This window comes from Lacibacter sp. H375 (assembly GCF_037892425.1).
Classification (GTDB): Bacteria; Bacteroidota; Bacteroidia; order Chitinophagales; family Chitinophagaceae; genus Lacibacter.
Genome location: NZ_JBBKTT010000001.1, coordinates 1,896,361 through 1,923,359, shown reverse-complemented (window position 1 = coordinate 1,923,359; position 26,999 = coordinate 1,896,361). Strand labels below are relative to the sequence as shown.

24 protein-coding genes are annotated in these 26,999 nt (G+C 40.6%); 12 read left to right on the top strand and 12 right to left on the bottom strand.

Going from position 1 to position 26,999, the window contains the following annotated elements; genetic code table 11:
• The first annotated feature begins 56 nt into the window (after nt 1–56).
• Complete coding sequence (locus tag WG954_RS08505) at nt 57–2,567, top strand: DUF5916 domain-containing protein (protein WP_340435491.1); 2,511 nt, start codon at nt 57–59, stop codon at nt 2,565–2,567.
• 55 nt (nt 2,568–2,622) lie between these two features.
• On the opposite strand, the gene WG954_RS08500 is transcribed toward WG954_RS08505, so the two are convergent.
• A complete protein-coding gene (locus tag WG954_RS08500) occupies nt 2,623–5,688 on the bottom strand; it encodes a VPS10 domain-containing protein (RefSeq protein ID WP_340435490.1) in 3,066 nt (1,021 codons plus the stop codon).
• 61 nt (nt 5,689–5,749) lie between these two features.
• Nucleotides 5,750–6,475, bottom strand: coding sequence for a LolA-like protein (locus WG954_RS08495; RefSeq protein WP_340435488.1), 726 nt, complete (start codon nt 6,473–6,475; stop codon nt 5,750–5,752).
• Between the two features lie 151 nt (nt 6,476–6,626).
• Here WG954_RS08495 and ade point away from each other — a divergent pair, with 151 nt between their 5' ends.
• The 3 genes from ade to WG954_RS08480 all read left to right on the top strand — a co-directional run bounded on the left by ade (nt 6,627) and on the right by WG954_RS08480 (nt 9,068).
• Nucleotides 6,627–8,288 carry an adenine deaminase gene (gene ade, locus WG954_RS08490; RefSeq protein ID WP_340435485.1) on the top strand — a complete coding sequence of 554 codons (1,662 nt, stop codon included), beginning with the start codon at nt 6,627–6,629 and terminating at the stop codon, nt 8,286–8,288.
• 122 nt (nt 8,289–8,410) lie between these two features.
• Nucleotides 8,411–8,629, top strand: a complete 219-nt coding sequence (locus tag WG954_RS08485; protein ID WP_340435483.1) for a hypothetical protein — start codon at nt 8,411–8,413, stop codon at nt 8,627–8,629.
• Nucleotides 8,630–8,696: 67 nt separating this feature from the next.
• The gene (locus WG954_RS08480) at nt 8,697–9,068 is read left to right on the top strand and encodes a hypothetical protein (protein WP_340435481.1); all 372 of its coding nucleotides are present in this window, start codon (nt 8,697–8,699) and stop codon (nt 9,066–9,068) included.
• Between the two features lie 33 nt (nt 9,069–9,101).
• On the opposite strand, the gene WG954_RS08475 is transcribed toward WG954_RS08480, so the two are convergent.
• From WG954_RS08475 to WG954_RS08465, 3 genes are all read right to left on the bottom strand, one after another.
• On the bottom strand, nt 9,102–9,653 hold the full coding sequence (locus tag WG954_RS08475) for a TlpA family protein disulfide reductase (protein ID WP_340435479.1): 552 nt from the start codon (nt 9,651–9,653) through the stop codon (nt 9,102–9,104).
• Nucleotides 9,654–9,765: 112 nt separating this feature from the next.
• Nucleotides 9,766–10,083, bottom strand: a complete 318-nt coding sequence (locus WG954_RS08470; RefSeq protein WP_340435477.1) for a hypothetical protein — start codon at nt 10,081–10,083, stop codon at nt 9,766–9,768.
• A gap of 58 nt (nt 10,084–10,141) precedes the next feature.
• Nucleotides 10,142–10,879, bottom strand: coding sequence for a glycosyltransferase family 2 protein (locus WG954_RS08465; protein WP_324231383.1), 738 nt, complete (start codon nt 10,877–10,879; stop codon nt 10,142–10,144).
• A gap of 174 nt (nt 10,880–11,053) precedes the next feature.
• Here WG954_RS08465 and ffh point away from each other — a divergent pair, with 174 nt between their 5' ends.
• The 4 genes from ffh (at nt 11,054) to WG954_RS08445 (ending at nt 14,572) form a co-directional block, all read left to right on the top strand.
• Entirely contained in the window at nt 11,054–12,379 is a 1,326-nt protein-coding gene (gene ffh / locus WG954_RS08460; RefSeq protein ID WP_340435475.1) for a signal recognition particle protein, read from the top strand.
• Between the two features lie 98 nt (nt 12,380–12,477).
• A complete protein-coding gene (gene rpsP / locus WG954_RS08455; RefSeq protein WP_324231385.1) occupies nt 12,478–12,939 on the top strand; it encodes a 30S ribosomal protein S16 in 462 nt (153 codons plus the stop codon).
• 220 nt (nt 12,940–13,159) lie between these two features.
• A complete protein-coding gene (rimM, locus tag WG954_RS08450) occupies nt 13,160–13,675 on the top strand; it encodes a ribosome maturation factor RimM (protein ID WP_340435473.1) in 516 nt (171 codons plus the stop codon).
• A gap of 66 nt (nt 13,676–13,741) precedes the next feature.
• Nucleotides 13,742–14,572 (top strand): alpha/beta hydrolase, encoded by an 831-nt coding sequence (locus tag WG954_RS08445; RefSeq protein ID WP_340435470.1) that lies wholly within the window; start codon nt 13,742–13,744, stop codon nt 14,570–14,572.
• A gap of 71 nt (nt 14,573–14,643) precedes the next feature.
• Here WG954_RS08445 and WG954_RS08440 read toward each other — a convergent pair whose 3' ends face one another.
• The 4 genes from WG954_RS08440 to WG954_RS08425 all read right to left on the bottom strand — a co-directional run bounded on the left by WG954_RS08440 (nt 14,644) and on the right by WG954_RS08425 (nt 17,892).
• Entirely contained in the window at nt 14,644–15,669 is a 1,026-nt protein-coding gene (locus WG954_RS08440) for a fasciclin domain-containing protein (RefSeq protein WP_340435468.1), read from the bottom strand.
• Nucleotides 15,670–15,836: 167 nt separating this feature from the next.
• A complete protein-coding gene (locus tag WG954_RS08435; protein WP_340435466.1) occupies nt 15,837–16,376 on the bottom strand; it encodes a hypothetical protein in 540 nt (179 codons plus the stop codon).
• Between the two features lie 233 nt (nt 16,377–16,609).
• Nucleotides 16,610–17,326, bottom strand: a complete 717-nt coding sequence (locus tag WG954_RS08430) for a hypothetical protein (protein ID WP_340435464.1) — start codon at nt 17,324–17,326, stop codon at nt 16,610–16,612.
• Entirely contained in the window at nt 17,323–17,892 is a 570-nt protein-coding gene (locus WG954_RS08425; RefSeq protein WP_340435462.1) for an RNA polymerase sigma factor, read from the bottom strand. The genes WG954_RS08430 and WG954_RS08425 overlap by 4 nt, the downstream gene beginning before the upstream one ends.
• Before the next feature lie 150 nt (nt 17,893–18,042).
• On the opposite strand from WG954_RS08425, the gene WG954_RS08420 reads away from it, so the two are divergent.
• The 3 genes from WG954_RS08420 (at nt 18,043) to WG954_RS08410 (ending at nt 23,483) form a co-directional block, all read left to right on the top strand.
• Nucleotides 18,043–18,321, top strand: a complete 279-nt coding sequence (locus WG954_RS08420; RefSeq protein WP_340435460.1) for a hypothetical protein — start codon at nt 18,043–18,045, stop codon at nt 18,319–18,321.
• A gap of 17 nt (nt 18,322–18,338) precedes the next feature.
• Entirely contained in the window at nt 18,339–19,190 is an 852-nt protein-coding gene (locus WG954_RS08415; protein WP_340435458.1) for an SDR family oxidoreductase, read from the top strand.
• A gap of 417 nt (nt 19,191–19,607) precedes the next feature.
• Nucleotides 19,608–23,483 carry a zinc-dependent metalloprotease gene (locus WG954_RS08410; protein WP_340435456.1) on the top strand — a complete coding sequence of 1,292 codons (3,876 nt, stop codon included), beginning with the start codon at nt 19,608–19,610 and terminating at the stop codon, nt 23,481–23,483.
• A gap of 75 nt (nt 23,484–23,558) precedes the next feature.
• Here the strand turns inward: WG954_RS08410 and WG954_RS08405 are convergent, their stop codons facing one another.
• Nucleotides 23,559–24,569 carry a PorP/SprF family type IX secretion system membrane protein gene (locus WG954_RS08405; RefSeq protein ID WP_340435454.1) on the bottom strand — a complete coding sequence of 337 codons (1,011 nt, stop codon included), beginning with the start codon at nt 24,567–24,569 and terminating at the stop codon, nt 23,559–23,561.
• 139 nt (nt 24,570–24,708) lie between these two features.
• Nucleotides 24,709–25,359, bottom strand: coding sequence for a uracil phosphoribosyltransferase (gene upp / locus WG954_RS08400; RefSeq protein WP_340435452.1), 651 nt, complete (start codon nt 25,357–25,359; stop codon nt 24,709–24,711).
• A gap of 179 nt (nt 25,360–25,538) precedes the next feature.
• Between upp and WG954_RS08395 the strand changes: the two genes are divergently transcribed.
• Nucleotides 25,539–26,144 carry an anhydro-N-acetylmuramic acid kinase gene (locus WG954_RS08395; protein ID WP_340435449.1) on the top strand — a complete coding sequence of 202 codons (606 nt, stop codon included), beginning with the start codon at nt 25,539–25,541 and terminating at the stop codon, nt 26,142–26,144.
• 109 nt (nt 26,145–26,253) lie between these two features.
• On the opposite strand, the gene WG954_RS08390 is transcribed toward WG954_RS08395, so the two are convergent.
• Complete coding sequence (locus WG954_RS08390) at nt 26,254–26,997, bottom strand: LytR/AlgR family response regulator transcription factor (protein WP_340435447.1); 744 nt, start codon at nt 26,995–26,997, stop codon at nt 26,254–26,256.
• Between the last annotated feature and the right edge of the window lie 2 nt (nt 26,998–26,999).

Genomic DNA, 26,999 nt, shown 5'->3' with positions numbered 1-26,999 from the left:
TTCGGCATTGTAACGTATCTATCTTTCCACCCGTATAATACTCAAACCTTGTCATCATGCTGAGATCAATCCTTATTGCGTTTGCAATAGTCCTATGCACGTTTGGGCATGCGCAAACATCAAAACCAGCCTCACCAAAGTTTACAGAAAAAGCTCCTCCAAGGTTATTACCTGCCGTGCGTACAACAGCAACGATCAAGATCGATGGCTTACTAGATGACACCGCATGGAAAAATGCACCGCTGGCAACAGATTATGTTGAATTCAGACCGGCAGTAGGTGTTAAGGAAGCAGAAGAAACTAAAACACTCTCCTATTTACTATATTCTGATGATGGTATTTACTTTGCCGGTTTTTGTTACGAACGCAACCGTGACAGTATTGCAAGAGAGCTAAAAGGCCGTGATGGGTTTGGAATGAATGATTATATCGGCATCATCTTCGACACATATAAAGACAATCTCAATGGCTTTGAATACTTTGTGACACCTCTTAATGAACAGTGGGATGCCAAGATGGCTCCCAATAGCAACGGAAATAGTGAAGATTTCAGCTGGAATGCTGTTTGGAAAAGTGGAGTTGTGATGCATGATAATGGCTGGAGTTTTGAAATGTTTATTCCATATGGTGCTATTCGTTTTGGTAAAAAAGAAGTCCAGGAATGGGGCGTGAACATGACACGCCGTCGTCAGAAAACTGGTCAGCAGTTTACATGGAACCCTATCGACCCAAACGTCAACGGTTTTTTAACGCAGGAAGGTTTCTGGACAGGTATTACGAATATTAAACCACCGGTGCGTTTGCAATTCTCTCCCTACTTTTCAGTTTATGCGAACCACTATCCTATCAACCAACCCGGATCAAAAAATGTAACCAGCCAGGTTAATGGAGGGTTAGATGTGAAGTATGGTTTGAACCAGGCCTTTACGTTAGATGCCACATTGATCCCTGATTTCGGGCAGGTGCAAAGCGATAACCAGGTATTAAATCTTTCTCCATTTGAAGTACGGTTTAATGAGAACAGGAATTTCTTTACTGAAGGAACAGAACTCTTCAGTAAAGGCGGATTATTTTATTCAAGGCGTATTGGTGGTTCACCAATACATTATGGAAAAGCAGCTGGAGAAGTTGGTGCGAATGAAAAACTCCTAAAGAATCCATCTGAATCAAAACTTATCAATGCATCAAAAATATCAGGACGTACTCAATCAGGTTTAGGCATTGGTATTTTAAATGCCATTACCAAAACTCAATACGCAACTATTGAAGACATCAATACAAAAGATCAGCGAAAGATCGTAACGGACCCTTTAACTAACTACAATATTATTGTTCTGAACCAAAGTTTGAAGAACAACAGTAGTGTTTCATTGATCAATACCAATGTTACACGCAGTGGTGCGGATTACGATGCAAATGTTACTGCTGCTTTAGTTGATCTGAATGACAAAAAGAATACCTGGAATGTGGGCGGAAAATTTGCCTTAAGCCAATTATTAGGTTATGACAAAGACGGAAAAAACGTAAATGGTTATAGCCATAATATTTACTTTGGTAAAACAAGTGGTCGTTTCAATTTCAATGTATGGCAGGAGTTAACTGATACAAAATACACACACCGTGATCTTGGCTATTTCACCAACAACAATTTCCTGGATCATGGTGCGTGGGTTGGTTACAAATGGATCGAACCAAAAACCTGGTACAACCGCATTTTCTTAAACATGAATGGAAGAATGAGTAAGTTGTTTACGCCTTTACAAAACGTGAAAGAAACTTATCAAACGGGCAATGTTAATTTCAATGCAGAGCTACAAACAAAAAAACTATGGTGGGTAGGTACATTCCTGGGATACACTACAAAGCAAAATGATTTTTATGAGCCACGTAATGCAGGGTTTTTCTTTACACGTAACCAAAGTTTTGCATTGGGTGGCTGGGTAAACAGTAATCAGGCGAAGAAATATTCTTTCTCATCAGAAATATTTGCACGTCGTCATGTCAACTTTTACGATCAGTTTGGCGTGGATGCATTCCTTAATCAAACATTTCGATTCAATAGTAAGTTCTCCATTTCACACAACATAGGCTATCTCCCACGCTTTAACAACATGGGATTTGCAGCAAAACCAGATAACGGTGATGTGGTTTTTGCACGCCGCAAGGTGAATACCATTGAAAATATTGTGAACCTTAAGTATAGTTTTACCAACATGATGTGGGTCACCTACCGTATGCGTCATTATGTAAGTACAGTTGATAATAAGGAGTACTTTACACTACAGCATAATGGGAAATTATTACCTAACAGCACATTTACTGGTAACGCAAATCAAAACCTTAACCTCTTTAATATTGACATGGTGTACACCTGGCAGTTTGCACCCGGTAGCTTCCTAAATATTGTATGGAAAAATTCGATCCAGGATTTTACACGTACGATTGAAAGCGATTACTTGAAAAACTTTGGCAACACCATCGATGCCGATGCAAACAATAATCTTTCACTGAAAGTGATCTACTTCCTGGACTATCTCGACATAAAGAAATGGAGAAAGAAGAAATAAAAAAGAAAGCCCCGCTATGGCGGGGCTTTCTTTTTTAAACCAGTAGAATTCTTTATCAATTCTTATCGCTTTTTTTGACAGTTGGCTTTTTCAATACCTCTTTCGCTATTGCTTCCATCGCTTTTTGTTCAAACTGTTTATTCAATTGTTCAAAAGATTGTTCTGCCCTTCCGATCTCGGTTTTCAGGAATGAAACTCTTTGCAAATGGAGGTTGCTAGGTCTTGCTTCCTGTGCTACAACTGCTCCATACACATTACTTAGATCAGTTCGCAAACGCTTCAGATCGGCAGTTCCTTTTACAACCGGCGGCACCAGTGTTAATCGTAATGTTTCCAATTGATCGTTATACGATACAAGCAATGCTTTTGTTTTTTTATTTTGAGTTGAGTCGATATGTTTTTTCAACAATCGTTGTTTGGCATCAATACTATCAACCAAACGGGCCAGCTGTTCATTCATGGCATATAATTCCATTCCTGTTTTGTGTTGCAGCTGACGATCCTCAAGTGTAAAGTCTTTATTCTTTTCATCATGTACCATTGTTATAGCATGATCATAATCTTTACCATTCACTTTCATTTTAATGGTATAGGTACCTGGTAATACTTGTGGTGCCGTAAATGCAGCAAACTCCAGTTGATTTCCTCCCTTTGCTGTTTTAGCAGGAAGCATACGTTGGTTCCATATCACTTTATTGTATCCTTTCCTGTTGCTTGGATTCAGTTTTTGCACCAGCTTCCCATTGGCATCATAAATTTCCATTTGAATTGTATTCGCTCTTTCTTTCAGATAATATTGAATAGGCGGAATAACTGTACCGATACCTCCATTCCAATCGCCTGCAGCATTTTCGAAACCACCTCCATACTTGCCCATTGTTAATGTGATAGGTTTGTTGTTGAGCATTACTACATCTTTTGCTGCAACATCGGCCGTAATGGTACGCATCGGAGAAATATCAGGAATAATAATAATGCCACGACCATGCGTTGCCAATACAAGATCATTTGTTTGTTCCTGAATTTTAATGTCACGCACCAAAGCATACCATGGAAGATTATTCTTCATTCTGAACCATTCATTACCTCCATCCACAGTTGCAAACAGTCCCATTTCTGTACCGGCGAACAATAAATTTTTGTTGAGGATATCTTCTTTGATCTTGTGTGCAAAACCGGTGAACTCAAGGCTTTCAAATTTCTTCCAGGTTTTACCCATGTCATTGCTCACAGCTATGTATGTTTTATGATCGCCGTAACTATGATTATCAAACGTAGCATACACTTTGTTTTTATCGTACTGCGATGGTTCAATACTACTCACCCATGTTTGTTTTGGAATACCTGCCGCTGCATAATTCGCTGCAACATTTGTCCATGTTTTTCCTGCATTGGTTGTAACCTGGAGATTGCCGTCATCTGTTCCTACCCAAATAATATTCTCATCTAATGGCGACTCAGCAATGGTAAAAATGGTGCAATGATTTTCCGCACTAGTTACATCCATTGTTACACCGCCACTTTTTTCCTGTTCCTGCTTTCGATTATCATTGGTTGTAAGATCAGGTGAAATGCGTGTCCAGTTACTTCCCCTATCTGTACTCTTATAGAGGTATTGTGCCCCGGCGTACAGATTCTTTTTATTATGTGCACCTATTACAATGGGCGTGTTCCAATTGTAACGCAACTTGTCTTCTCCTTCTACAGCTTGGGGTTGTATGGTTACTGTTGTATTCGTTTTCATGTTGATTCTAGCCATGTTGCCACCCTGCGCTTCAGCATAAGCAATGTTTGCATCAAACGGATCGGGCTGTGTCCAAAAACCATCTCCACCATAAACCGATTTCCAATCTCCATTCATTACGCCACCCGGAGCAACACTTGGTGCATACCAGCTTCCATTATCCTGCAACCCTCCATACACCCGATAAGGTTCTTGTGCATCAACACTTACATGATAAAATTGACCAACAGGTAAGTTGTTACAAAATTTCCAGGTTACTCCTCTATCCAAACTAAAATAAACACCACCGTCGGTTCCAACATACATCACATTTGTGTTGTTGGGATTGATCCATAATGCATGATGATCGCTATGCACCCATCCGCCATCATTACTTGCATCAGCAAATGAAAATCCCCCATCGCTTGAATAAGAAAAAGAAAATGCAGGACGATAAACACGCTTGGGATCTTTTGGGTCAATTTCAAGTGTAGAAAAATAAAACGGGCGTTGTGTGATGTTGCTGGTAGCGCTTTGCTGTTTCCATGTTTCACCAGCATCAGCAGAAATGTATAATCCAGTGTTCTCGTTTTCAACAATAGCCCATAGATTTTGTGGAGACGATGGTGCCAATGCCAACGCTACCCGACCAAATGGTTTCTTTGGTAATCCATTACTTAATTCTTTCCATGTTTTTCCTGCATCGGTTGATTTATAGATACCGCTTCCGCTTCCACCGCTGTTAAATGCATACGGCAAACGGCGAAACTCCCATGATGTAGCGTACAATACATTTGGATTAACAGGGTCAATTTCTACATCGGCAACGCCTGCGTTTTCATTGATGTATAAAATTGTTTCCCATGTTTTACCTGCATCGATCGATTTATACAATCCACGGTGTTTACTGCTGCTCCAAAGTGGACCGGGTGCAGCAACATAAATAACAGAAGAGTTCGCAGGATCAACAATAACTTTTGAAATATGCTCTGTACTATCGAGGCCGATCTTTGTCCAGTTATCACCTCCATCTGTTGATTTGTACATGCCATCACCAATAGAAACTGAGTTGCGCATATTGCTTTCGCCTGTGCCTACGTAGATCACTTTTGGATTTTTTTGATCAATAGCAATTGCTCCGATACTTTGAATGTACCTGTCAAAAATAGGTTTGAACGATGCACCTGCGTTGGTACTTTTCCAGATGCCACCACCTGCAGTGCCAATGTAGAGAGTTTTACCATCGCTGTTTACACCAGCGATATCAGTAATGCGTCCGCTCATGGTGCCAGGACCAAGGTGGCGGGCTTCCATCATTCCAAATGTGGAAGAATTGATTTGTGCCTGCGCAAAACATGTGTATACTGCCAATGAGCAGACTGCTACAATTTTTTTCATGCTGAAATGTTATAAAAAAACCCGACTCGTTGGGGTCGGGTTCCAGGTTATATAATCAATATTAGTTTGAAGGTTTAAAGATAGCTTCATCAACAGGCTTGTTGATTTCAACTTTAGCAATACTGAAATCAAGATTCATTCCGGGAGCAAAAGGAATAGCCATGCTCATTGGAATTAAAATCCCTTCAGGTAATTTTTGATAATTACTATAGGCAGTAGAAAGTTCGGCTTCTTGTCCATTTGCTTTCATAACCGTAGTAGATTTTATTACGAGATATGTTTTGGCATCTAAAAAGTAAGTTGTAGCCTTGCCCCCCTTTGTGGTGAGCTTCAATTTAAAACATTCTGTGCCGTCTACATCTTCTTTGCCTAATGCTTCAACAGTGTGGCCCTTTGTTTTATAGTCGATAAAGCTACCCTGAAGATCAAGATTCTCCTGGCCTTCTTTCACTTCTTCTGCTGTAATTGGCTCAGGTGATTGTTGGCCCTGAACCGGGAAGAATTTCCATCCTGCTGTTGGTGTGATGATCTGGTAATTTTTCATTCCCATTGCCACAATATCCTGACGTGATCCTTTCATATGCAACGTGGTATTCACCACATCAAGATTTGCTCCCTGAACAGTCATTGAACCGGTTTGCACCATACTTGTAACTTTTTTCCAGTTTTCGGCACCACCAATGGCATCAATATGTTTGCCAATGATCTCATCGGCTGTTTGTGCTTTTACTGCGGCTACACTTAAGGCACCTGCCACAAACAGGCTGAATAATTTAAACGCTTTCATTTTTGTGTTTTTTATATTGGTTGTAAAGAAACGTATTTTGTTACAGTTAGATGCCAAAAAAAGTGGATGGGATCCAAAATTAAAATAGCATCGATCCTCCTTTCTCCCGTTCATCAACTAACTTGGGCACGATTTCAAACCACCACCATCCATGGCTTCACTGATTATTACAAGCAACATTGTTGATTTGTTTTCTCAAACTGTTTTTTATGGCTCCGTAACCGCTGAAAACGGCATCATCACTGCCATCAGCCAGCTTTCATCTGAAATAAAAGAAGGCGAATCTTTTATTCTGCCCGGCTTTATCGACAGCCATGTTCATATTGAAAGTTCCATGCTGGTACCTTCAGAATTTGCCAAACTTGCGGTGGTGCATGGCACCGTTGCTACCGTTAGCGATCCACATGAAATTGCGAACGTGTGTGGCATGGCCGGTGTTGAATTTATGATCGAAAACGGCAAAACAGTTCCGTTCAAATTCAACTTCGGTGCTCCCAGTTGTGTTCCTGCAACAGCATTTGAAACAGCAGGTGCGGTTTTGAATGCAGCTGATGTAAAGGCCTTGTTGCAAAAAGACGAGATCAAATACCTGAGTGAGATGATGAATTTCCCCGGAGTGTTGCATGCCGATGAGGAAGTGTTGAAAAAAATAAACGCTGCCAAAGAACTCGGCAAACCGGTTGATGGTCATGCACCTGGTTTGAGAGGTGAAGATGCAGAGAAATACATCGGGACCGGGATTTCGACCGATCACGAATGTTTCACCAAAGAAGAAGCACTGGATAAGTTGCAATATGGCATGAAGGTCATCATACGTGAAGGGAGTGCTGCGAAAAATTTTGAAGCATTGTATTCATTACTCGATGAATACCCTGAAATGATCATGCTGTGCAGCGATGATAAGCATCCCGATAGTTTAGTGGAAGGGCACATTAACCAACTCTGCGCAAGAGCTGTTGCAAAAGGCATGAATGTGTTCAATGTATTAAAAGCTGCTTGTGTAACGCCTGTTCGACATTACAAACTCGATGTGGGTTTATTGCGTGTTGGCGATGCAGCTGATTTTGTTGTTGTGAATGACCTGAAAGAATTTAAAGCGGTAAAAACATTTATCAACGGCGAACTCGTTGCAGAAGATGGCAAGTCGTTTATTGAAAGTAAGCAATCGGACCTCATCAATAATTTTAACTGCGATGCAAAACCAATTGCTGAATTTGAATTTCATCTCAACCGCTTTGGTATGGCCGATGAAGAAAATATTGAGCAGGTGTATGTAATTGAAGCAATGGATGGTCAGCTCATTACTAACAAATTAATTGAGCCCATTACTTCGTTCAAAGTTGCAAACGATATTATTCAAGCCAACACAGAAAAAGATTTGTTGCACATGGTTGTAGTGAACCGTTACAGTAATGCACCGGTTGCTAAATCATTCGTCAAAAATTTTGGCTTGAAGAAAGGTGCCATTGCTTCATCAGTTGCACACGACAGTCATAACATTATTGCAGTTGGTGTTGATGCAGAAAGTTTAGGCCGTGCAGTAAACCTTATTATTTCAGCAAAAGGTGGCGTAAGTGTGGTGCATGAAAAAGAGGAACACCTGTTGCCACTCCCGGTTGCAGGATTAATGAGTGTCGATGATGGTTATAAAGTTGCGGAAGCTTACAGCAGTATTGATGCAGCTGCAAAAGAATTGGGCTCGACACTGTCTGCACCTTTCATGACACTTTCATTTATGGGGTTGCTGGTGATACCTCATTTGAAGTTGAGCGATATGGGGCTGTTTGATGGTGACAGTTTTAGTTTGGTTTAAGGAAACTACTTAGAAGCAATTGATAGTTGTCTTCAATTCTGCTTATTAGATGAGCCGAATCTTCTTTTGCCGGAATTAATTTTTCATATTGTAGTACCCTTCATCCTCCAAAAAAAACCAATATGCAAAAATTACTTCACGACATTGAACAAGTAGTTGATCTTTCCACTTCAGAAACAAAAGATCTTATTCAGGCTTTTAAGCTTTTTACGGACAGGCACTTTGATATTGATCCTGTTGTGCTACAGCAAACATTTTCTTTTTCTTCCAGTCGTATGCTCAATCAGCAGGAAGATGAGGATAATACCCACTCGCAACTTGAAGAGTTACTATATTATTAATTTGACTTAACTGCTTTCAGTTTGAAAAAAACCAGTAATAACTGTTATTTTAGCTGAAACAACCTGTATGCGTAAGTTCCTCGGTATTTTTTCCATTGTGCTTGTATTGGTGCTTGTGATTTTTATTTACTGGCGTTTTTATTATGTTTTTGGCGAAGGCGTAAAAGCAGGCGAATTGAATTACATGGTTAAGAAAGGATACGTGTTCAAAACCTATGAAGGCAAACTTATTCAATCGGGTCTTCGTTCGAAAACACCCGGCACTGTGGCGAGTTATGAATTTGAGTTCAGCGTTGCTGACGACAGCGTGGCCAATGTACTTATGCTCAACAGCGGAAAAGTATTTGAACTGCATTACAAAGAATATCTCGGCACAATTCCATGGCGTGGTCACTCGAAGTATGTAGTGGATAAGATCATTAATATGAAAGCAGAATAAAGAAAGCCCCGGATCGGGGCTTTCTTATTTTAACTACTTCGATTTATCGTAAGCATGTTTATACCCGTTGCGTGATAACATATGCAGCAGATCTTTTTCTAAACTTTCAACAGGATATTCAACAAAACGGTTAATCTCATTTCCATTTTCCAACACCAGCAATGTTGGTACACGCAGAATATTCTTTCCCTGCTCTTCGTGTGTTGGACTTTTTTTGTACGCTGTATCATGATTACTTACCATCACCAACTTTACCTGTTCAGGTTGTATACCACAATAATCAAAAATTTTGTACAGACGTGGTACTTCACGCTTACTATCACCACACCATGTGCCAAGGAACAGGACAAAGGTTTTATTTCCTATAAATGGCTTAAGTTGAACTGCTGTTGCACTATCAACCTTGTAACCATTATAGCCGGGGATAAACCATGATGCAAATGGTTCCTGCAACAATGCTTCCCTTGTGCAACAACCTTCAAGCATTGGATTCCCGTTACGGTCTTTACTGATCTTATTCAAAGGTTGTGATGAGGCATTCATAAATACAAATACGAGTATGATGAAAAACAATGATCGTTTCATGATTTGATTTTTTGAAATAAATAAATGGCGCACAGGGAACTCAGCAGTGTTGTAACACAACAGTCACTCCAGGTCCGTGCAGGCGCAATAGAAAAATGTTCAATGAAAACGTTCAGCAGCGGGGAGGTTGTAATAACTCGTGGAGATAACCGCTTAATTGTTGAGGTGCGGTTATACTGCTGTATGTTGAGTTTGAAGAAACAGCAATTTCTTCCTCTTCTTTTACAGAATGATTAAAAAACTCTTCAGTGTAATTTTTAAGATGATGCTGGTGATAGGGATTTGAAGGCACATCATCACTCGCTGTCGATTGTAGTTTGGCATCGCAACCACAATCTTTTGTCGATTCAATGGCTGCAGTAATGCGACATTCCATATAATCGATCATCTTCCCGTATTGAAACAGGAAAAAGATGCTGAGAAAAAACATGGAGAGCAATTGCTTCATTCGCTCATCAAAATACAACAGGCAATTGAAAGATGCAAGCTTAGTACAGGTTGCTCTTCATTAATCCCCATTTACACAATCGATATACAAGTGATGTTTTTAAACAGCCCAACCCATATTTCATACTACGACTGAAGTTGATACTGCTGGCTTCTTCAAAATATTTTGTGGGGCAGGTTACTTCGCCGATCTGGTAACCTTTGTAAAAGATCTGTGCGGCCATTTCATTATCAAACACAAAATCATCATTGCATTCCTGGTACTTGATGTTTTGTAACACTTCCCTGCTGAAAGCACGATAACCGGTATGATATTCAGATAACTTCTGACCCAGTAATATGTTTTGTGTGAATGTCAAAAACCGATTGGCAATGTATTTATACATCGGCATGCCGCCTTTCAAGGCACCGTTACCCAAAATGCGGCTGCCAAACACCACCGGGTAAACATTGTTCCCAATAATACTGATCATGGCATGTAACAACATTGGTGTGTACTGATAATCGGGGTGCAACATCACCACAATATCGCCACCAAGCTCCAGCGCCTTGTTGTAACAACTTTTCTGGTTACCGCCGTAACCTTTGTTCTTTTCGTGGCTCACAATATGTTTAATGCCCAGCTCTTTGGCTTTAGCAACTGTTTCATCTTTACTGGCATCATCCACCAGCACCACTTCGTCCACAATTTCGAATGGGATCTCGCTGTAAGTGATCTCTAATGTTTTAGCCGCATTGTACGCCGGCAATACCACGATGACTTTCTTGTTATTGAACATGGCGGCAAAGATAATGTCTGAACCATGATTTATCTGATTTTTAGGATTCAGAAGATTGTGCGGCAAAGAGTACATTCATCACTTCAATCGTTTAAATCCACCCAAATCATGGTTCAGACAATTTCCCCCTTTAGCAGATAGGGCGTACATTTGCTACCCGAAATAAATTGAATTATGTTTCAGAATTTAAGTGAACGTTTAGAGAGTGCGTTTAAGAATATAAAAGGTGAAGGCCGTATTACCGAGCTCAATATTGCTGCTACGGTGAAAGATATCCGTCGTGCCCTCGTGGATGCCGACGTAAACTATAAAATTGCCAAAGACTTTACTGATACAGTGAAGGATAAGGCGCAAGGTTCCAAGGTGTTGCTGGCGGTAAACCCCGGTCAGCAAATGGTGAAAATTGTGCAGGACGAGCTCACAGAATTAATGGGCGGCACTGAAAGTGAACTTGAACTGAAAGGTGCTCCTGCAGTGATTTTGATTGCCGGTTTACAAGGTAGCGGTAAAACCACTTTCAGTGGAAAACTCGCCAATTATCTCAAAACACAGAAAGGAAAATCTCCTTTGCTGGTGGCGGCAGATATTTATCGCCCGGCGGCGATCGATCAATTGACCGTATTGGCGGGGCAAATTGGTGTGGATATTTACAGCGAACGGGAGAACAAAGATGCAGTTGCTATTGTGCAGAATGCTATTAAGGAGGCAAAGTCAAAAAATAAGAACGTAGTTATCATCGATACGGCCGGTCGTTTGGCCATTGATGAAATATTGATGAAGGAAGTGGCTGATATAAAAGCCGCTGTGAACCCGAACGAGATCCTCTTTGTGGTGGATAGTATGACGGGGCAAGATGCAGTGAACACGGCCAAAGCCTTCAACGACCGATTGAACTTTACGGGTGTTGTGCTTACCAAACTCGATGGCGATACAAGAGGTGGTGCGGCGCTTTCCATCAAATACACGGTGAACAAACCCATCAAATTTGTGAGCAGTGGCGAAAAGATGGATACGCTTGATGTGTTTTACCCCGATCGTATGGCGCAGCGTATCCTCGGCATGGGTGATATTACTTCGCTCGTAGAGAAAGCGCAGGCCCAGTTCGATGAGGAACAAGCCAAAAAACTGGAAAAGAAGATCCGCAAAAACCAGTTCGATTTTGAAGATTTCAAGCAGCAACTGGAGCAGATCAAGAAAATGGGTAACCTGAAAGACCTGATGGGCATGATCCCCGGAATGGGCAAGGCCATGAAGGATATTGAAATAAGTGACGATTCGTTTAAAGGTGTTGAAGCCATCATCAATTCTATGACCCCGCAGGAAAGATCAAACCCTGACCTTATCAGCCAAAGCCGTCGTTTGCGCATTGCAAAAGGCAGCGGAAAAGATATTGCTGAGGTGAATGCTTTTATGAAACAGTTTGAGCAAATGAAGCAAATGATGAGCATGATGAACAAAATGCCCATGGGCAAAATGATGCCGGGCATGGGCCGCCGGTAAAATTTAATATTTTCGGGGTTGGATATATGGGCATCACCGCTTATTTTTGCTCTCTTAGTTAACCTTTATTTATTCACGCATTTAAATTTTAATTTACGATGCCAGTTAAAATCCGTCTGCAAAGACACGGGTCAAAAAAGAGACCCTTCTATTTCATCGTAGTGGCCGACGCAAGAGCCCCAAGAGATGGAAAATTCATTCAGAAAATCGGTACTTACAACCCTGTAACAGAGCCTGCTGTGATCCAGATCGATCGTCAGAAAGCTTTGGAGTGGTTACACAAAGGAGCTCAGCCTACTGACACAGTTCGCAAGATCCTTTCTACAAAAGGTGTATTGTATCTGAAACACCTCTTACGTGGTGTTGGTCTTGGTCTTTTCGATCAGGCTGCTGCAATGGAGAAATTCCAATCTTGGCACAGCGAGCATGAAGCTACTGAAGCGAAGAAAAGAGAAGAAGCCCGTAAGGCAAGATTCAAACAGCGCAGTGGTGGTAACTATCAACGCCGTCCGATGGCTCCAAGACGCCAGGAAGGTGGAGAAGCACCGGCAGCTGAGTAATCCCATTACTTACATTTGTCTTCATAAAAGTCCCTCGCATTATTGTGAGGGATTTTTTTGTTTGCCACGAAGGCGGAAAGAAGAAATATATTGTACTCAGCTGAGTGCTTCTATAACACTTTTGTTGCGTCGCACACTTGTACGTTTTGTTTTCTATTCGAGATTTTCTTACATCGTACTTCTTACATCTAACATCGCACTTAACAAATATCTTTGCCGCATGGAATACTTCAGCATTGGACAAATACTTGGCACATTCGGATTAAGCGGCGAAGTGGTACTGAAACATAACCTCGGTAAAAAAACTTCGTTGAAAGGATTAGAAGTATTGTTCATTGAAGAATCGAAAGACAAACTTCTTCCTTACTTCATAACAGGCACCAAGATCAAGAACGAAGAAGAAGTTTACATTGCTATTGATGGTATTACCACTAAAGAGCAGGCAAAAAAATTATCTCCGAAAAAAGTATGGCTGCGTGAAGAAGATTTTCATAAACAAGCCGGCAAGTCTGCTCCTATTTCGCTCATTGGTTATTTAATGATCGATGGAAAGAAAGAGTTAGGCAATGTGCTCGAAGTAATTGAACAACCACTGCAGATCTTATGCAGGTTAGAAATTGAAGGCAAAGAAGTATTGATACCACTGCATGAAGAAACTATCCGTAGCATCAATCATAAAAAGAAACAAGTGCTGGTTGAATTGCCTGAAGGTTTGCTGGAAGTTTATTTGGGTTAATACATCAAGTACGAGATACGAAGTTGGAAGTACAAACCTACAGCACCGTTCCGAACCTGCCTCATAATGCTTAATACAATCATCAGTATGCTTAATCGCTCTTTGTTTTTTATTGCAGTTTTAATTTCATCCATAACAGTCGTTGCTCAAACAAAAGAAGAAGAAAAAGTTTTCTCATTGGGCATTATACGGCAGCTGCATTCAGTTGAATTAAATGAAAACCGTACACTAAATATTTATTTGCCGGAAAGTTTTCATAAGGATTCAAGCTATCCCGTAATTTATTTACTCGATGGTTCTGCTGATGAAGATTTTATTCATGTGGCAGGTCTTGTTCAGTTCTATAATTTCCCATGGGTGAATGTGTTGCCCAAATCAATTGTGGTGGGTATTGCCAATGTTGACCGGCGGAGAGATTTCACCTTCCATACAACAATCGAAAAGGATAAAAAAGATTTTCCTACAACAGGCGGTTCAGAAAAATTCATCCGCTTTATTGAAAAGGAACTGCAGCCTTACATCAACAAGTCATTCAAGACAACTGGAAATAATATGCTCATTGGCCAATCGCTGGGTGGGTTATTGGCAACAGAAGTATTATTCAAAAAACCGGAATTGTTTTCACAGTACGTCATTGTAAGTCCGAGTTTGTGGTGGGATAATGAATCGTTGCTGAAAGCAAAGGTTGAACCATTTAAAAAGAAGATAGGAATTTATATAGCAGTTGGCAAAGAAGGAAAGCTCATGGAAGAAGATGCAAAAGCTTTAAGCGATCTTCTTAAAACGAAACTGACAAACGGAACAATTCAGTTCGAATACATCAGCAACAAAGAACACGGTAATATTTTTCATCAGGCTGTTGCTAATGCGTTTGAATTTTTTGGAGAGAAGAAATGAATGAACTGACTTACTCGAAACATTGATATAATAAAACAGGCCGTTTAATAACGGCCTGTTTTATTATTTAATTATGGCAACAATACTCCATCGATCACATGGATCACTCCATTGGTCGTTACAATATCTGTTTTGATAATATTCGCTGCCATTGCATTTCCATTACCCTTGATCTTTGGTCCACCTGTTAGTGTAATTGTCGTGTTACCTCCGGCAAACATTGGTACACTCATATTATTCGTGAGGTCAGATGAAAATACTCTTCCCGCAACTACGTGATAAGCAAGAATGGGCGTTAGCGCATTTGGATCAGCAGCAGTAATATCAGCAATGGTTGCAAATCCTGCATCAATAAATGCCTGGTTAACCGGAGCAAATACTGTTAATGGACCATCGCCGCTTAAAAGTGCTGCAACATTTGTAGAACCCTGGCTTGCCCTTAATACTGCAGCAACCAAATAGGTAAAGTTTGGATTGGCAACAGCTGTTGCAACAATATTTCCTACTGGCGGCATCAATATATTGTCAATAACATGAATTACTCCATTAGCTGCTTTAACATCAGCAACAATTACAGCATTACCATTAATGAAAACACCATTGCTGTTTGATGTAACATATGCATCTGCACCATTTAATGTTTTCACTGCTGCATTTGGACCAGCAGGAACTTGCGCTGCTAAAACTTTAGCACCAAGTACATGATACAACAATATTGGAGTCAATACTTCTTTCGGAGCTTTTACAACATCCTGAATGGTTTTAAATCCGGCAGCTCTGAATGCATCATCAGTTGGTGCAAACAACGTGTAGTTTGAGCTGAGCGTTGATAACGTACTTGTTAAACCGGTACGTGCCAGTGCAACTGCGAGATAAGTGAACTTCACTTGTCTTCCTGCAGACGCCCTGCTTGAAACTCCAGAGCCTGTTCCACCTTTTACGGTGAAGCTTGTGTTAGGGTTTTGAATGATGGAAGCGATCGATTCATTCTCGAATTTGTTAACGTCGGCAATAACATCGTTCTGCTTTTGACATCCTGAGGCAATGATGAGGCATACACACAAGAGTGCACCCCATGAAAAAAGTCCTTTTTTCATACGTGTTTTGATTTAATTAAAAATGATGAATAACTGTTTTCCGGGATACGGCTGAAGGTTGCTCTATGCGGGTATTGAGTGAAGAAAATAACAGCAAACAAATAAAATGGTTCAATGAAGATTAAATCAAATTTTATATTTCAATAAATAAAATTACTTCATTTCATTCATCTGCGATTTTGTTTAGCTTTTAATTGAAACAATAACCTGATCATATAAACAATACTGACCAGAAGTCCCAACAGGCCACCCAGGTAACTGAAGTTGTGGATGGAACCGACAATTATAAAAGAGGATTTGTCTGATAGATCTTCCGGTAGCCACCAATCAACGCTGGTCTTTGCTAAATAAAACTTTCCGTATAAAAACCCCGCAGCTCCCGTAACAACAGCAGTAATTAATATAAGCCTGATCGCTTTTTTAAGAGTTGCGATCATAGTTTTATGATCAGGAAAAAATAATGAAACTAACCCAATTGAAATTCCAATAAACAAGCCTGTCCACCAGGTTGCAAGAAAACCAATTGCTGCTACGGTCTGCCGATGGCCGCCAAACCATTCCGGTTCAAAACCAAATTGCCTGTACTTAAATTTTGTAAAATATTCAGGAGAGATGGAGTAAGTGAGTTGATTGTGGATTATACCATAGGTCCCTGCAATAAGAATTGCGATAAAGATGAAGGAAGAGAAGACGCCGAATTTCCGCATTAGTTAGTTTTACCAGAGTCTAAGATGCAGCAGTTAAATAACTGCATAAATAAGGCTGCTATTTTTGATCAACATGAAAGCAATATCGGAAACGTCATTTCGACGAAGGAGAAATCTCTACCTGAACAAAATGCTTGATGTTGTTAATCTGATTAAACAATTACTCGTTGAAATTTTACAGATGCCTCCTGCGTCGGCATGACGGCAGCTTGAGAAAACTTCACCTTAAATTTTTACTTCAACTTCTTCAACACTGCCTTCGCATTCTTGCTATACCTGCTTCCTTCCTTCACCTTTTCTGCATATTGTTTTGCCTTATCATTTTGCTGCAAATGATAAGCACTTAATGCAGCAAAGAAATTCGCATCTTCTGCATATACAGAAGTACCATTCGCTAATGTTTCAAACAATGGCAATGCCTCAGCATACTTTTCTGTTTTCAACAGACTAAGGCCCAGATAAAAGTCAACTGTTGCATCAGCAGGAGCAGTTGTTCGTAGTTTGGCAAATGCCGTTGCAGCGTCTGCATATTGTTTGTTATTGAAGAGTTGTGCTGCTTTTGCTTTTTCATCTTCGGCACCACGAACAATAGCACCCGGCATATCATCAAACGAATAATTATCAGGTGATGTGCCCGGTAAAGCGAGTAATAATATCAATACAACCGATGCTGCTGCAGCCAGCATATACATCGTGCTCCTCATCGTAACTACTTTCGCTTTACCTTTTTTGAAGTATTGATGTGTAAGCGGATCAAGTATTTGTTTCAGCTCAGGTAATGTTTGTTCGGCCTGTTGATGTTTGCCCACCGTACTGTTCAATAAACGATATGCGTTCACCTGCTCCTGCAGTTGTGTGTTGCTGCTGAGTTCCTGCTCAAACTGTTGCTGGTCTTCAGCATTCAGTTCACCGTTCAGGTATGCGTCAATATCAGAGTACGTATAGGTCATGATACAAGTTCTTTAAATTGAGGTTTGTTACGTACCAGTTCAGCCAGCTCTCCCATGCAGTTGCTTTTACGTTTACGGTAATACGCATACGTCATACCCAGTTCTTCTGCAATTTCTTCCTGCGGTTTTTTCAGCAGGCTTTTCATGATCACTTCTTTGCAGTTGCCCATTTCATCCAACACCAGCATCACCAGTTTTTCTTTTTCCACTTGTGCTGTATGATCGGCTGCGCCTGCATTGGCATCACCCGGTATATGAGTATATGCATCGTCCTCGCCATTTGTTACCACAGTAAGTGAAGTTTTTTTCGTTTTGTTGATGAATTTGCGTTTGCAGAGTAATAATAAGAACGCTTCAAAGGGGCAGGTAAGCACAAACTGTTTATCATTCGCCAGTTTATAAATATCGATCAATGCTTCCTGAAACACATCACCCGCATCATCTTCATTACAGCCACGTGAAAGCAGGTAAGCTTTCATGTTCGGCGCAAAGCGCTGGTATATTTCACTGATAAGTCGCTGGTCGTGGTTTAGTAAAGCCTCGATATATTTTTGATCTGCATGCAAAGCAGTAGTATTGGTTGAACTTAAAAATAAGAAATAAGCGGTTATCTACATTTTTAATCCATCTGTCAATAACAAGAATCTTGATCAACAAACACAAACAAAAAAACTGTCTTATCTTTAATCATCCGTTGCATTGTAAACCACAACCGTATGAATTTAAGCAGTACCAAAAGCCAACGTATTGTTTTTTCCCTCTGTTTGATCGACGCAATTTTCTGGCTGATTGTTCAATGGGTTGATGTTTATCAATGGAAAATTACCGGCGCAGTTTACGAATTACTGGCATTATTCATGCTTTTCCTGTTCGTTGTTTTGTTTATCATTACTGTTATACAGTGGTTAAAACAGAAAGCATCTTTTCGATCACTTTCATTGCTAAGCCTGCTTGTGCTTTTTGCTACGTTCATCATTTTATGGATGAGAGAGTAACCAACTAAAACTTTTTTATGAAGATTCTCCTTTTCGGCGCTACCGGTCATCTTGGCAAAGCCATTGCTGCAGAAGCGTTGAAACAGGGTTATGCATTAACGGCGGTTGTACGCAACCAGCAAAAAGCAACAACATTAAATCAAACTATACAATGCGATACAATCATTGCTGATGTTACCCAACATACTTCCCTTGATGATATTTGTTCGGGCTTTGACATAGTAATCTCTGCATTAGGCAAATCTGTTTCCATTAATGATAACAGTAAGCCCGGTTTTATGGATGTTGATCTTACTGCTAATACTTACATACTTGCGGAAGCAATAAAAGCAGTTGTAAAGAAATTTATTTATGTTTCTGCTTATCATGCTGAACGATATCCTCAGCTCACCTACTTTCATGTTCATCAGCAATTTGCCGAACGTTTAATGCGTTCAGGTCTTGATTATGCCATCATCAAACCTCCTGCCCTCTTCAGTGCATTTATTGATCTGTTTGAATTAGCAGAAAAAGGAAGATTGGTAAACATGGGCAAAGGAGATAAAATTACCAATCCTGTTTACGAAGGCGATGTTGCTGAAGCATGTATCAATGCAATTAAACAAGATGTAAGTACAATTGAAATTGGCGGACCAGAAATATTAAGCCGAAAACAGATCAATGAAATTATACAAGAAGTAATAGCACCAGGAAAAAAGATCAGAACCATTCCTTTGGGTTTGGTTAAAGCCATGTTACCTGTTACAAAATTATTCAACCGTAACCTGTTTGATAAACTTGCTTTTTTTGTAGAAGTAATGCAGCATGATACAATTGCACCCAAGCTGGGTCAACTACGACTAAAAGAATATGTGGAACGAAAGCGATAATCAATTCCTTCCGATCATCTCTCAAAAGAAAATCAATTTTTATATCTACCCCAAATAGGGTACAAGTGAAAAATAATTTCAAAAACACTTGCATCGTATTATGGTTTTTATATTTTTATCCCGCTGTTTTCAGAGTAAGAAAAACTTTATCATCATTACTCCGGAAATAATCTGCAAGTACTTCTTCAACCCAATTTCTGAAAAAGTAAACCACGTTACTACTTAATTGAACCCATGAGTTGTATTGTGTCTCATCAACACAACATGGCCGCCATGCTGTTGATGTAATGCGATAACAATTGCTATTCCATGTCTATGAGCTCCAACTGATCCACTCTCTTGAAACATATTTCTTTCATGGGTGATCGTTTCCTCCAAACGATCGCCCGCATTTTCTTATTTAAAACACAACCAATTATGAGGAAATTTCTACTTGTGTCTGCAGTGTTACTGTTTTCCCTGTTTGCTGCAGCGCAACAAAATCACTGGAACAGGGAAAGTGAAACTGCATTACGCAAAGATGTGTTTGCAAAAAAACAACGTCCTTCAAATTTTCTTGTTTTCCGTTTGCAGGAAAAAGCATTTGAAGCGCAATTACGTAATGCGCCATCTGAAAAATCGATCTCTGCAAAACGCTCAGGCTTTTTTTTAACTGTGCCAGATGAAGAGGGCAATCCTGTTCAATTCAGAATTGTTGAAGCATCGGTTATGCAGCCCGGTCTTCAAAGCAAGCATACTCGTCTTCGCTCCTATCTTGGCACCAGCGTAAAAGATCCAGGCACAACTATTCGTTTTTCATTTACACCGCAAGGATTTAATGGAGTGATCCTTTCTATTAGTAAACCTGCGTTGTACATTGAGAAGCTTGAAAAAGGAAACAACCTGTACATCGTTGTATCACAAAAAGCATTACCCGATCTGGGGAATTTTGAATGTACTACAACAGGCAATGCTGCAATAAGCATTAAATCAAAACTTCCTGCGTCGGGTTCTGCATTCAGCACATTAAATGCAAACACTGGTGAACTTCGTGTATTTCGTTTAGCTTTTGCGGCACAAGGTGAATTTTCGCAATGGTGCCTCGATGGTACTGAAGCAAACGATGCAGAACGTATTGAAAAAGTTTTAGCAGAACAAGTAGCGCAAATCACGATTGTAAACGGCCATATTGAAAGAGATTTTGGTGTCCGTATGGTGATGATCGATAATAATGAAGACATTATTTTTCTTGATCCAACATCCGATCCGTTTACTTCCACCGACTCCGATGATTTTAATGCAGAAGCACAAACTGCAATTACCGATGAGATAGGTTCAGATAATTTTGATGTGGGTCATCTTATCCGTCGCAGAAATGATGGAGGGAGTGGTGGAAATGCCGGCGCTATTGGCAGTATTTGCCAAGATGATATTAAAGCAAGAGGTTACACAGGCCGTACCGATTGGAATGAAATAGGTGTGTATTCTGAAATTATGTTGACACATGAATTTGGTCACCAATTTGGCGCCAATCATACGTTCACACATAAAGATGAAAGTCATGGCGCACAAATGGAACCCGGAAGCGGCAGCACCATTATGAGTTATGGCGGCAACCAGGATTCAGAAGGGTATCATGTAGTGCCAATTCGGGATCATTACTTTCATGCCATCAGTATTCAGCAGGTAACAGCTTACTTAGCTGGTGTTACTTGTGGCACTACACAATCGGCAGGTAACAATGCACCAACAGCAAATGCAGGGAATAATTTCACCATTCCAAAATCAACTCCCTTTCAATTAACAGGCAGTGGTTCGGATGCAGATGAAGATAATCTTACCTATGGGTGGGAACAAATGGACAATGTATTAGATGAAGATGATTTTCCATGGGAACCAAATCCTACGCACACATTTGGTCCTGAGTTCCGTTCACGCCCACCTGTTACTACGCCTTTGCGCATCTTTCCAATACTGGATAATATTTTAGATGGCACTAACACCAACCGTTGGGAAAAACTTCCTTCTGTATCACGATCGCTCAACTTCCGTTTAACGGTTAGAGATAATCATTCGGGTGCAGGGCAAACCAATAGCGATAATATGGTGGTTACAATTGATGATGCATATGGACCTTTCACCGTTACAGCACCTAACAGTGCAGTAACCTGGTGCCCCGGTACACATACTGTAACGTGGGATGTGAACGGTAGTGATGCATTGGCAGCCAATGTAAAAATTTCGTTATCAACCGATGGCGGACAAACATTCAGCACACTCGTTGCCAGTACAGCAAACGATGGATCGGCTGATGTAACAATTGTTTGTGCATACAGCAATACCGCAAGAATAAAAGTAGAAGCAATTGATAATATCTTTTTCGACATCAGCAATACCAACTTTACAATTGGCGATAATCAACCGCCAACATTTACAGCGCCTGCTGACATCACGATTGAAAAAGATGCAAACTGTAATTATAATGCGGCCATTGGTGTAACCGGCGATGTGACCAATGAAGCAGATAACTGCAGCACTTCTCTTAACGCAACATATACCGATGTAGTGGAAGCCGGTGCATGTGTTGGAGAAACGATCATCAAACGTACATGGACTTTGACCGATGGATGTAATTTGAAAACAGAAAAAGTACAAACCATCACGATCAAAGATGTAACAGCACCAACATTCACCGTTCCTGCAGACATCACTATTTACAAAGATGATAATTGTGAACACAATGATGATCCGTCTGAAACAGGCAATGTAACAGATGCAGCCGATAATTGCGATCCAACGCCGGCTGTTACATATTCAGATGTAGATGCTCCAGGCAGTTGTATGGGCGAAGTGATTATTACACGTACATGGAAAGCAGAAGATGATTGTGGTAACAAAACAGAAAAAGTACAGATCATCACAGTGAAGGATACTACAGCCCCGACAATTTCAAACATCAGTGCATCACCAGAATATTTATGGCCTCCAAATCATAAGATGGTGCAGGTAACGATCAGTTATGATGTTGCTGATAATTGTTCGGATCAGGCGCATATCACCAAACAACTTTCTATCGTAAGTAACGAACCGATCAATGGTTTGGGTGATGGTGATACAGAACCGATCGATTATGAAGTTGTAGGAACTGATGCGCATACAGTAAGACTCCGTGCTGAACGTGCAGGCAATGGCGATGGCCGTGTCTATACCATTTACATTACTGCAACGGACGATTGCGGTAACAGCAAAACGGACAGTGCGAAAGTATATGTAGTACATAACATCACAGGTCCTTCATCCGGCAAACCATTTAAAATTGGCAGTACTGTTACAATGAATGGTGAGTTCTGGGATGTGCCTGGAAAAACACATACGGCAAAATGGATATTAGATGAAAGTACAGTTGCTGCAGCAACAGTTACTGAACCTTCAGGCAGCAGGAAAGGATTGGTAAGTGGCAGTTACAAATTCTTAGCAGCAGGTGTGTACAAAGTAAAGATGAGCATTACAGATCAAAATGGATTTAATTCATACGCAACAACTAATGGCGATCAGGAACAGATCATTGTTATTTATGATCCGGAAGGTGGTCACACATTTGGGGGCGGCTGGTATCAATCTCCAGCGGGCGCATTAAAGAGTGATGCTTCTGCAACAGGTAAAGCAACCTTTGGATTTGCTGCAAACTATTTCAAAAAATCAACCAATCCAAAAGGTGAAACGGAGTTTGTATTTAAAGTGGGCGACTTCGAATATAATGCGGTAAACTTCGAATATCTATCGATCAACAATTCATTGGCACAGATAAAAGGCAACGGCCGCATTAAAGGATTACAAAGCGGTATCAGCTTTATCATGACAGTGCTTGATGGTGGCACAACAAGTGAAGACAAGATCAGGATGAAGATCTTCAACAAGAATACTGGTGAAGTATATTACGACAATCAACCGGGTGCAAGCGATGCAGATGCACCAGTGATGGCTGTTGGCGCCAACAGTACAGTTGTTGTTGCAGCACCAGGTAAACCTGTCAGAAGAGATGAAGACATTCCTGTAACAATTGCAGCAGGCAGACTTGATGCGAAACCAATGCCGAACCCAACCAATAATTATTTTACATTGTATGTAACAGGAAATGATGAAGATAAAATTTCCGTAGCAGTCTTTGACCTGTATGGACGCATGATGGAAACACACGTAACAGGTAACGGCAGTTATATCCGCTTTGGAGAAAACTACAAAGCAGGAACCTACTTTGTGAAAGTAATGCAGGGTGAGTTAAGCAAACAAGTGAAGCTCATCAAGATTAATTAATGTAGCAGCAGTATGGTAATAAATAACGATGCCCGCTTTAAAGCGGGCATCGTTATTTATAGAGAAGAACAGAAATTAGAATTTTGGACAGTTTAGTTTTTTCTTATTCGGATCAGTATGTTTCTTCGTCCAGATAAGCGACACTTCCATACCACCTCTGCGTTGCGAAGCAGCTGATAAACGTGATGTATTGATATCGTAAGAAGCACCAAAACGGTAATTACCAAATTCAATACCAATATAAGGTATCACAGCATCGCCCCAACGAACAAATGCACCAGCATATACATCAGTAGGGCTTTCAAAATCACTATTCACAGTATAACCAAGAGCAGCACCAAAAATTGTTTCAGTAGCACCTGCCTGGCGTTGATGGTTGGCACTTACAAATAATGTAGTTGCATCAGCAATTGGAAAATAACCACCACCATGAAGAGTAAAGCGTGGGTTCATAATATATTCTGCTCCCATGAAACTTACTTTGGGTCGGTTTATATGATACACTGAAGCACCCACATAAAAGTTGTTGTAATCATTCGTTGCGCCATTGTAAATAAACCCTGCGTTAACATCAGCATAGTTGATATTCACAAAACCACTGCTGCCAAAAACTTCAGCCGTATTACCTGTGAAACCAAGACTTGTTAACTCATCCTGGAAATCAAGTTTATTAATATCCAGTTTGCGTTGCGCATAGGTTCCGCTGAAACCAACACCAATCTGGTGATAACCATCTTCATCAATACCTTTATGATAAGCAACTGAACCGGAGATAAAACTGTTCTTCATCACTCCATCGCCATTAATATCATACATACCCATTACACCCACACCAAACTGATCGAACTCAGGAATGGTATTTCCAAGAATTCCAAAATCGGTCGATAGAGTGGCTGTACGAAATGCATTATTGATCGTTGGCCATTGATTACGATAGTTACCTGCCACACGAACAAGACCATTAAACTTACCGGTTAAGGCAGGATTCAATGTTAAAGGCGAGGCAAAGAATTGGGAGAAATTAGGATCCTGTGCATAGGATTGCAACACGATCAGCAATAATGGTAGTAGTATAAGTTTTCTCATCAGAGAGCGGTTATACAGCAAAGACGTCCTTGAACGATCTTAAGCTGCTTTGGTTTTTGTTATTGGTATAATTGGGTTTTCTTTTTAGTTTTTCATGATACTCTTGTTGTTGAGCGATGAGCTTCGGTTTTCGTTGCTTTCACATCTGCACTTTTGTTCCGTACGCAAGATCACCGGCATCACCTAATCCGGGCACAATATAACCTTTCGCCGTTAATTCATCATCTATTGCGCCACACCATATCTTTACTTTTGGCTCAGTGCGGTGCACAAATTCAATCCCTACCGTACAAGCGATGGCACAAACGATATGTATCTCAGCAGGTTGCCCTTCATCCCTCAGGTATTGCACTGTTTTTACCAGTGAGCTACCCGTTGCCAGCATTGGATCGGCAATGATCACTACCCTGTTTTCAAGACTGGGACAACTGATATAATCCAGGCTAATTTCAAAACTGCCATCACGATGATGTTTGCGATAGGCAGAGATGAACGCATTATCGGCCTTGTCGAAATAGTTCAACAGTCCCTGATGTAACGGCAAACCTGCCCTTAATATTGTTGCCAAAACGGGTTGCGCCTTCAATACTTTAGATGGAGCGCTGCCCAAAGGGGTGGTAATTTCTTTTTCCTCCCAAGGCAGGAGTTTACTGATCTCGTAAGCTGCTATTTCCCCGATACGTTCCAGGTTGCGGCGGAAACGCATACGGTCGGTCTGAATTTCGGTATCCCTCAACTCAGCCACCCAATTACTTACCAATGAATGCTGCTCGCTTAAATTGATGACCATGTGCTGTAAAATTTATACGTCGGGACTGTTCATTTTCCAGCTTTCCGTTCATTACACATTAATCCTGAACCAGCTGCCGTATTTTTACAAATCTAACAGATAAAATTGTGAAGAACATTGTTAGAGGAATAAAATCTGCATCCGATTATTTCGGGTGGAAAACAAACAAATGAACTGATATGATCTACCGGGCTTTAGGCGTTTCAAGTAATACCAGTATCCAATCTTTAGAACTTGTATTTGCCTCTTTTGAAGTAAGCGGGAAAAAATGGGATGTTGAGATAAGACAAACGGCATCGATTACTTACCCCTCCGATCTACAACAACGTTTACAATCAGCAGCCATATGTTCCGCTGTTGATTACCTTCAACTGCATGTCGATTACGGACATTGGATCGGCAATCAGATAAAACAATTCATTGACGAACATCATCTCGATTACCAGATACAATTGATCGGGTTGATGGGACATACAGCCATTCATTCAACTGAAACAAAATTAAGTCATGCCCTGGGTGATGCTGCGGCAGTAGCTGCTATTACGGGTGTGAATGTGGTAAGCGATTTTCGTATGATCGATCTTGCGTTAAATGGTAAAGCTGATCCGGTATTTAAACTGGCTTCAACATTATTGCCATTGCCTGAAACTGTACAACACGATGCATTTTATGCCGCCTTCTTTGCATTGCTCCGCTGGCGTGAAGAAAACAATCTGCTTGCTGCTGATACCGGCGCTTTGCGTGATAGTATTGGTGGCGCTGTTTGGGTGGGACAGGAATGGTAGAAGAGAAGCTCAAGGTACGATGTAAGAAATATGAAGTACGCCACGTCTAAAGCCCTCGTTTGACCGACACGTATTAAAGGTCTTTAGTAATTTGGTTTATTGAGTGTTGTTATAGCCCCAACATTGCTTTCAACTTTGGATAACCTGCACGACTCACCGGAATTTTTGCACCCGATCGTAATACCGCAAGATGATTTTCTTTTTCATACGGATCGATACGTGTGATCTCCTGCAACCGCACCATGTATGACCGATGTGTGCGAACAAATGAAGACGAGTTGAGTGTGTCTTCAAAAAAACTCATGGTTTGTTTTTTCAGAAAGCTGCCGGTTGCTGTCACAATTTTTACATAATCATCAGCTGCTTCGAGGTAATGAATATCCTGTATAGGAATGATGGTGATCTTGGTTCCGTTCTTTACAACAATGCGTTCTGCCTGTGATGGATTTTTCGCTGCATCTTTCAAAACCTGTTCTGTTGTCACAGCTGCTGATGTTTTATCCTGCTCCATCCAGCGTGCAATAGCTTTATCAAAGCGTTGCTGTGAAAAAGGTTTCAGTAAATAATCCACTGCATTTTTTTCAAATGCCTCCACAGCGAATTCATCAAATGCCGTAGTGAAAATTACAGCAGGCGGTTCTTCCAGTAACTCCAGCATTTCAAAGCCGGTGATCTTTGGCATTTGAATATCGAGAAAAATAAGATCGGGGTTATGCTGCTGAATGGCTTTCACTCCTTCAAAACCATTATTGCATTCTTCCACTACCTGCAATTGCGGATAAGCCTGCAGGTATTCAAGCAACATACTTCTTGCCAATGGCTCATCATCAATGACTAAAACTTTATACTGCATAG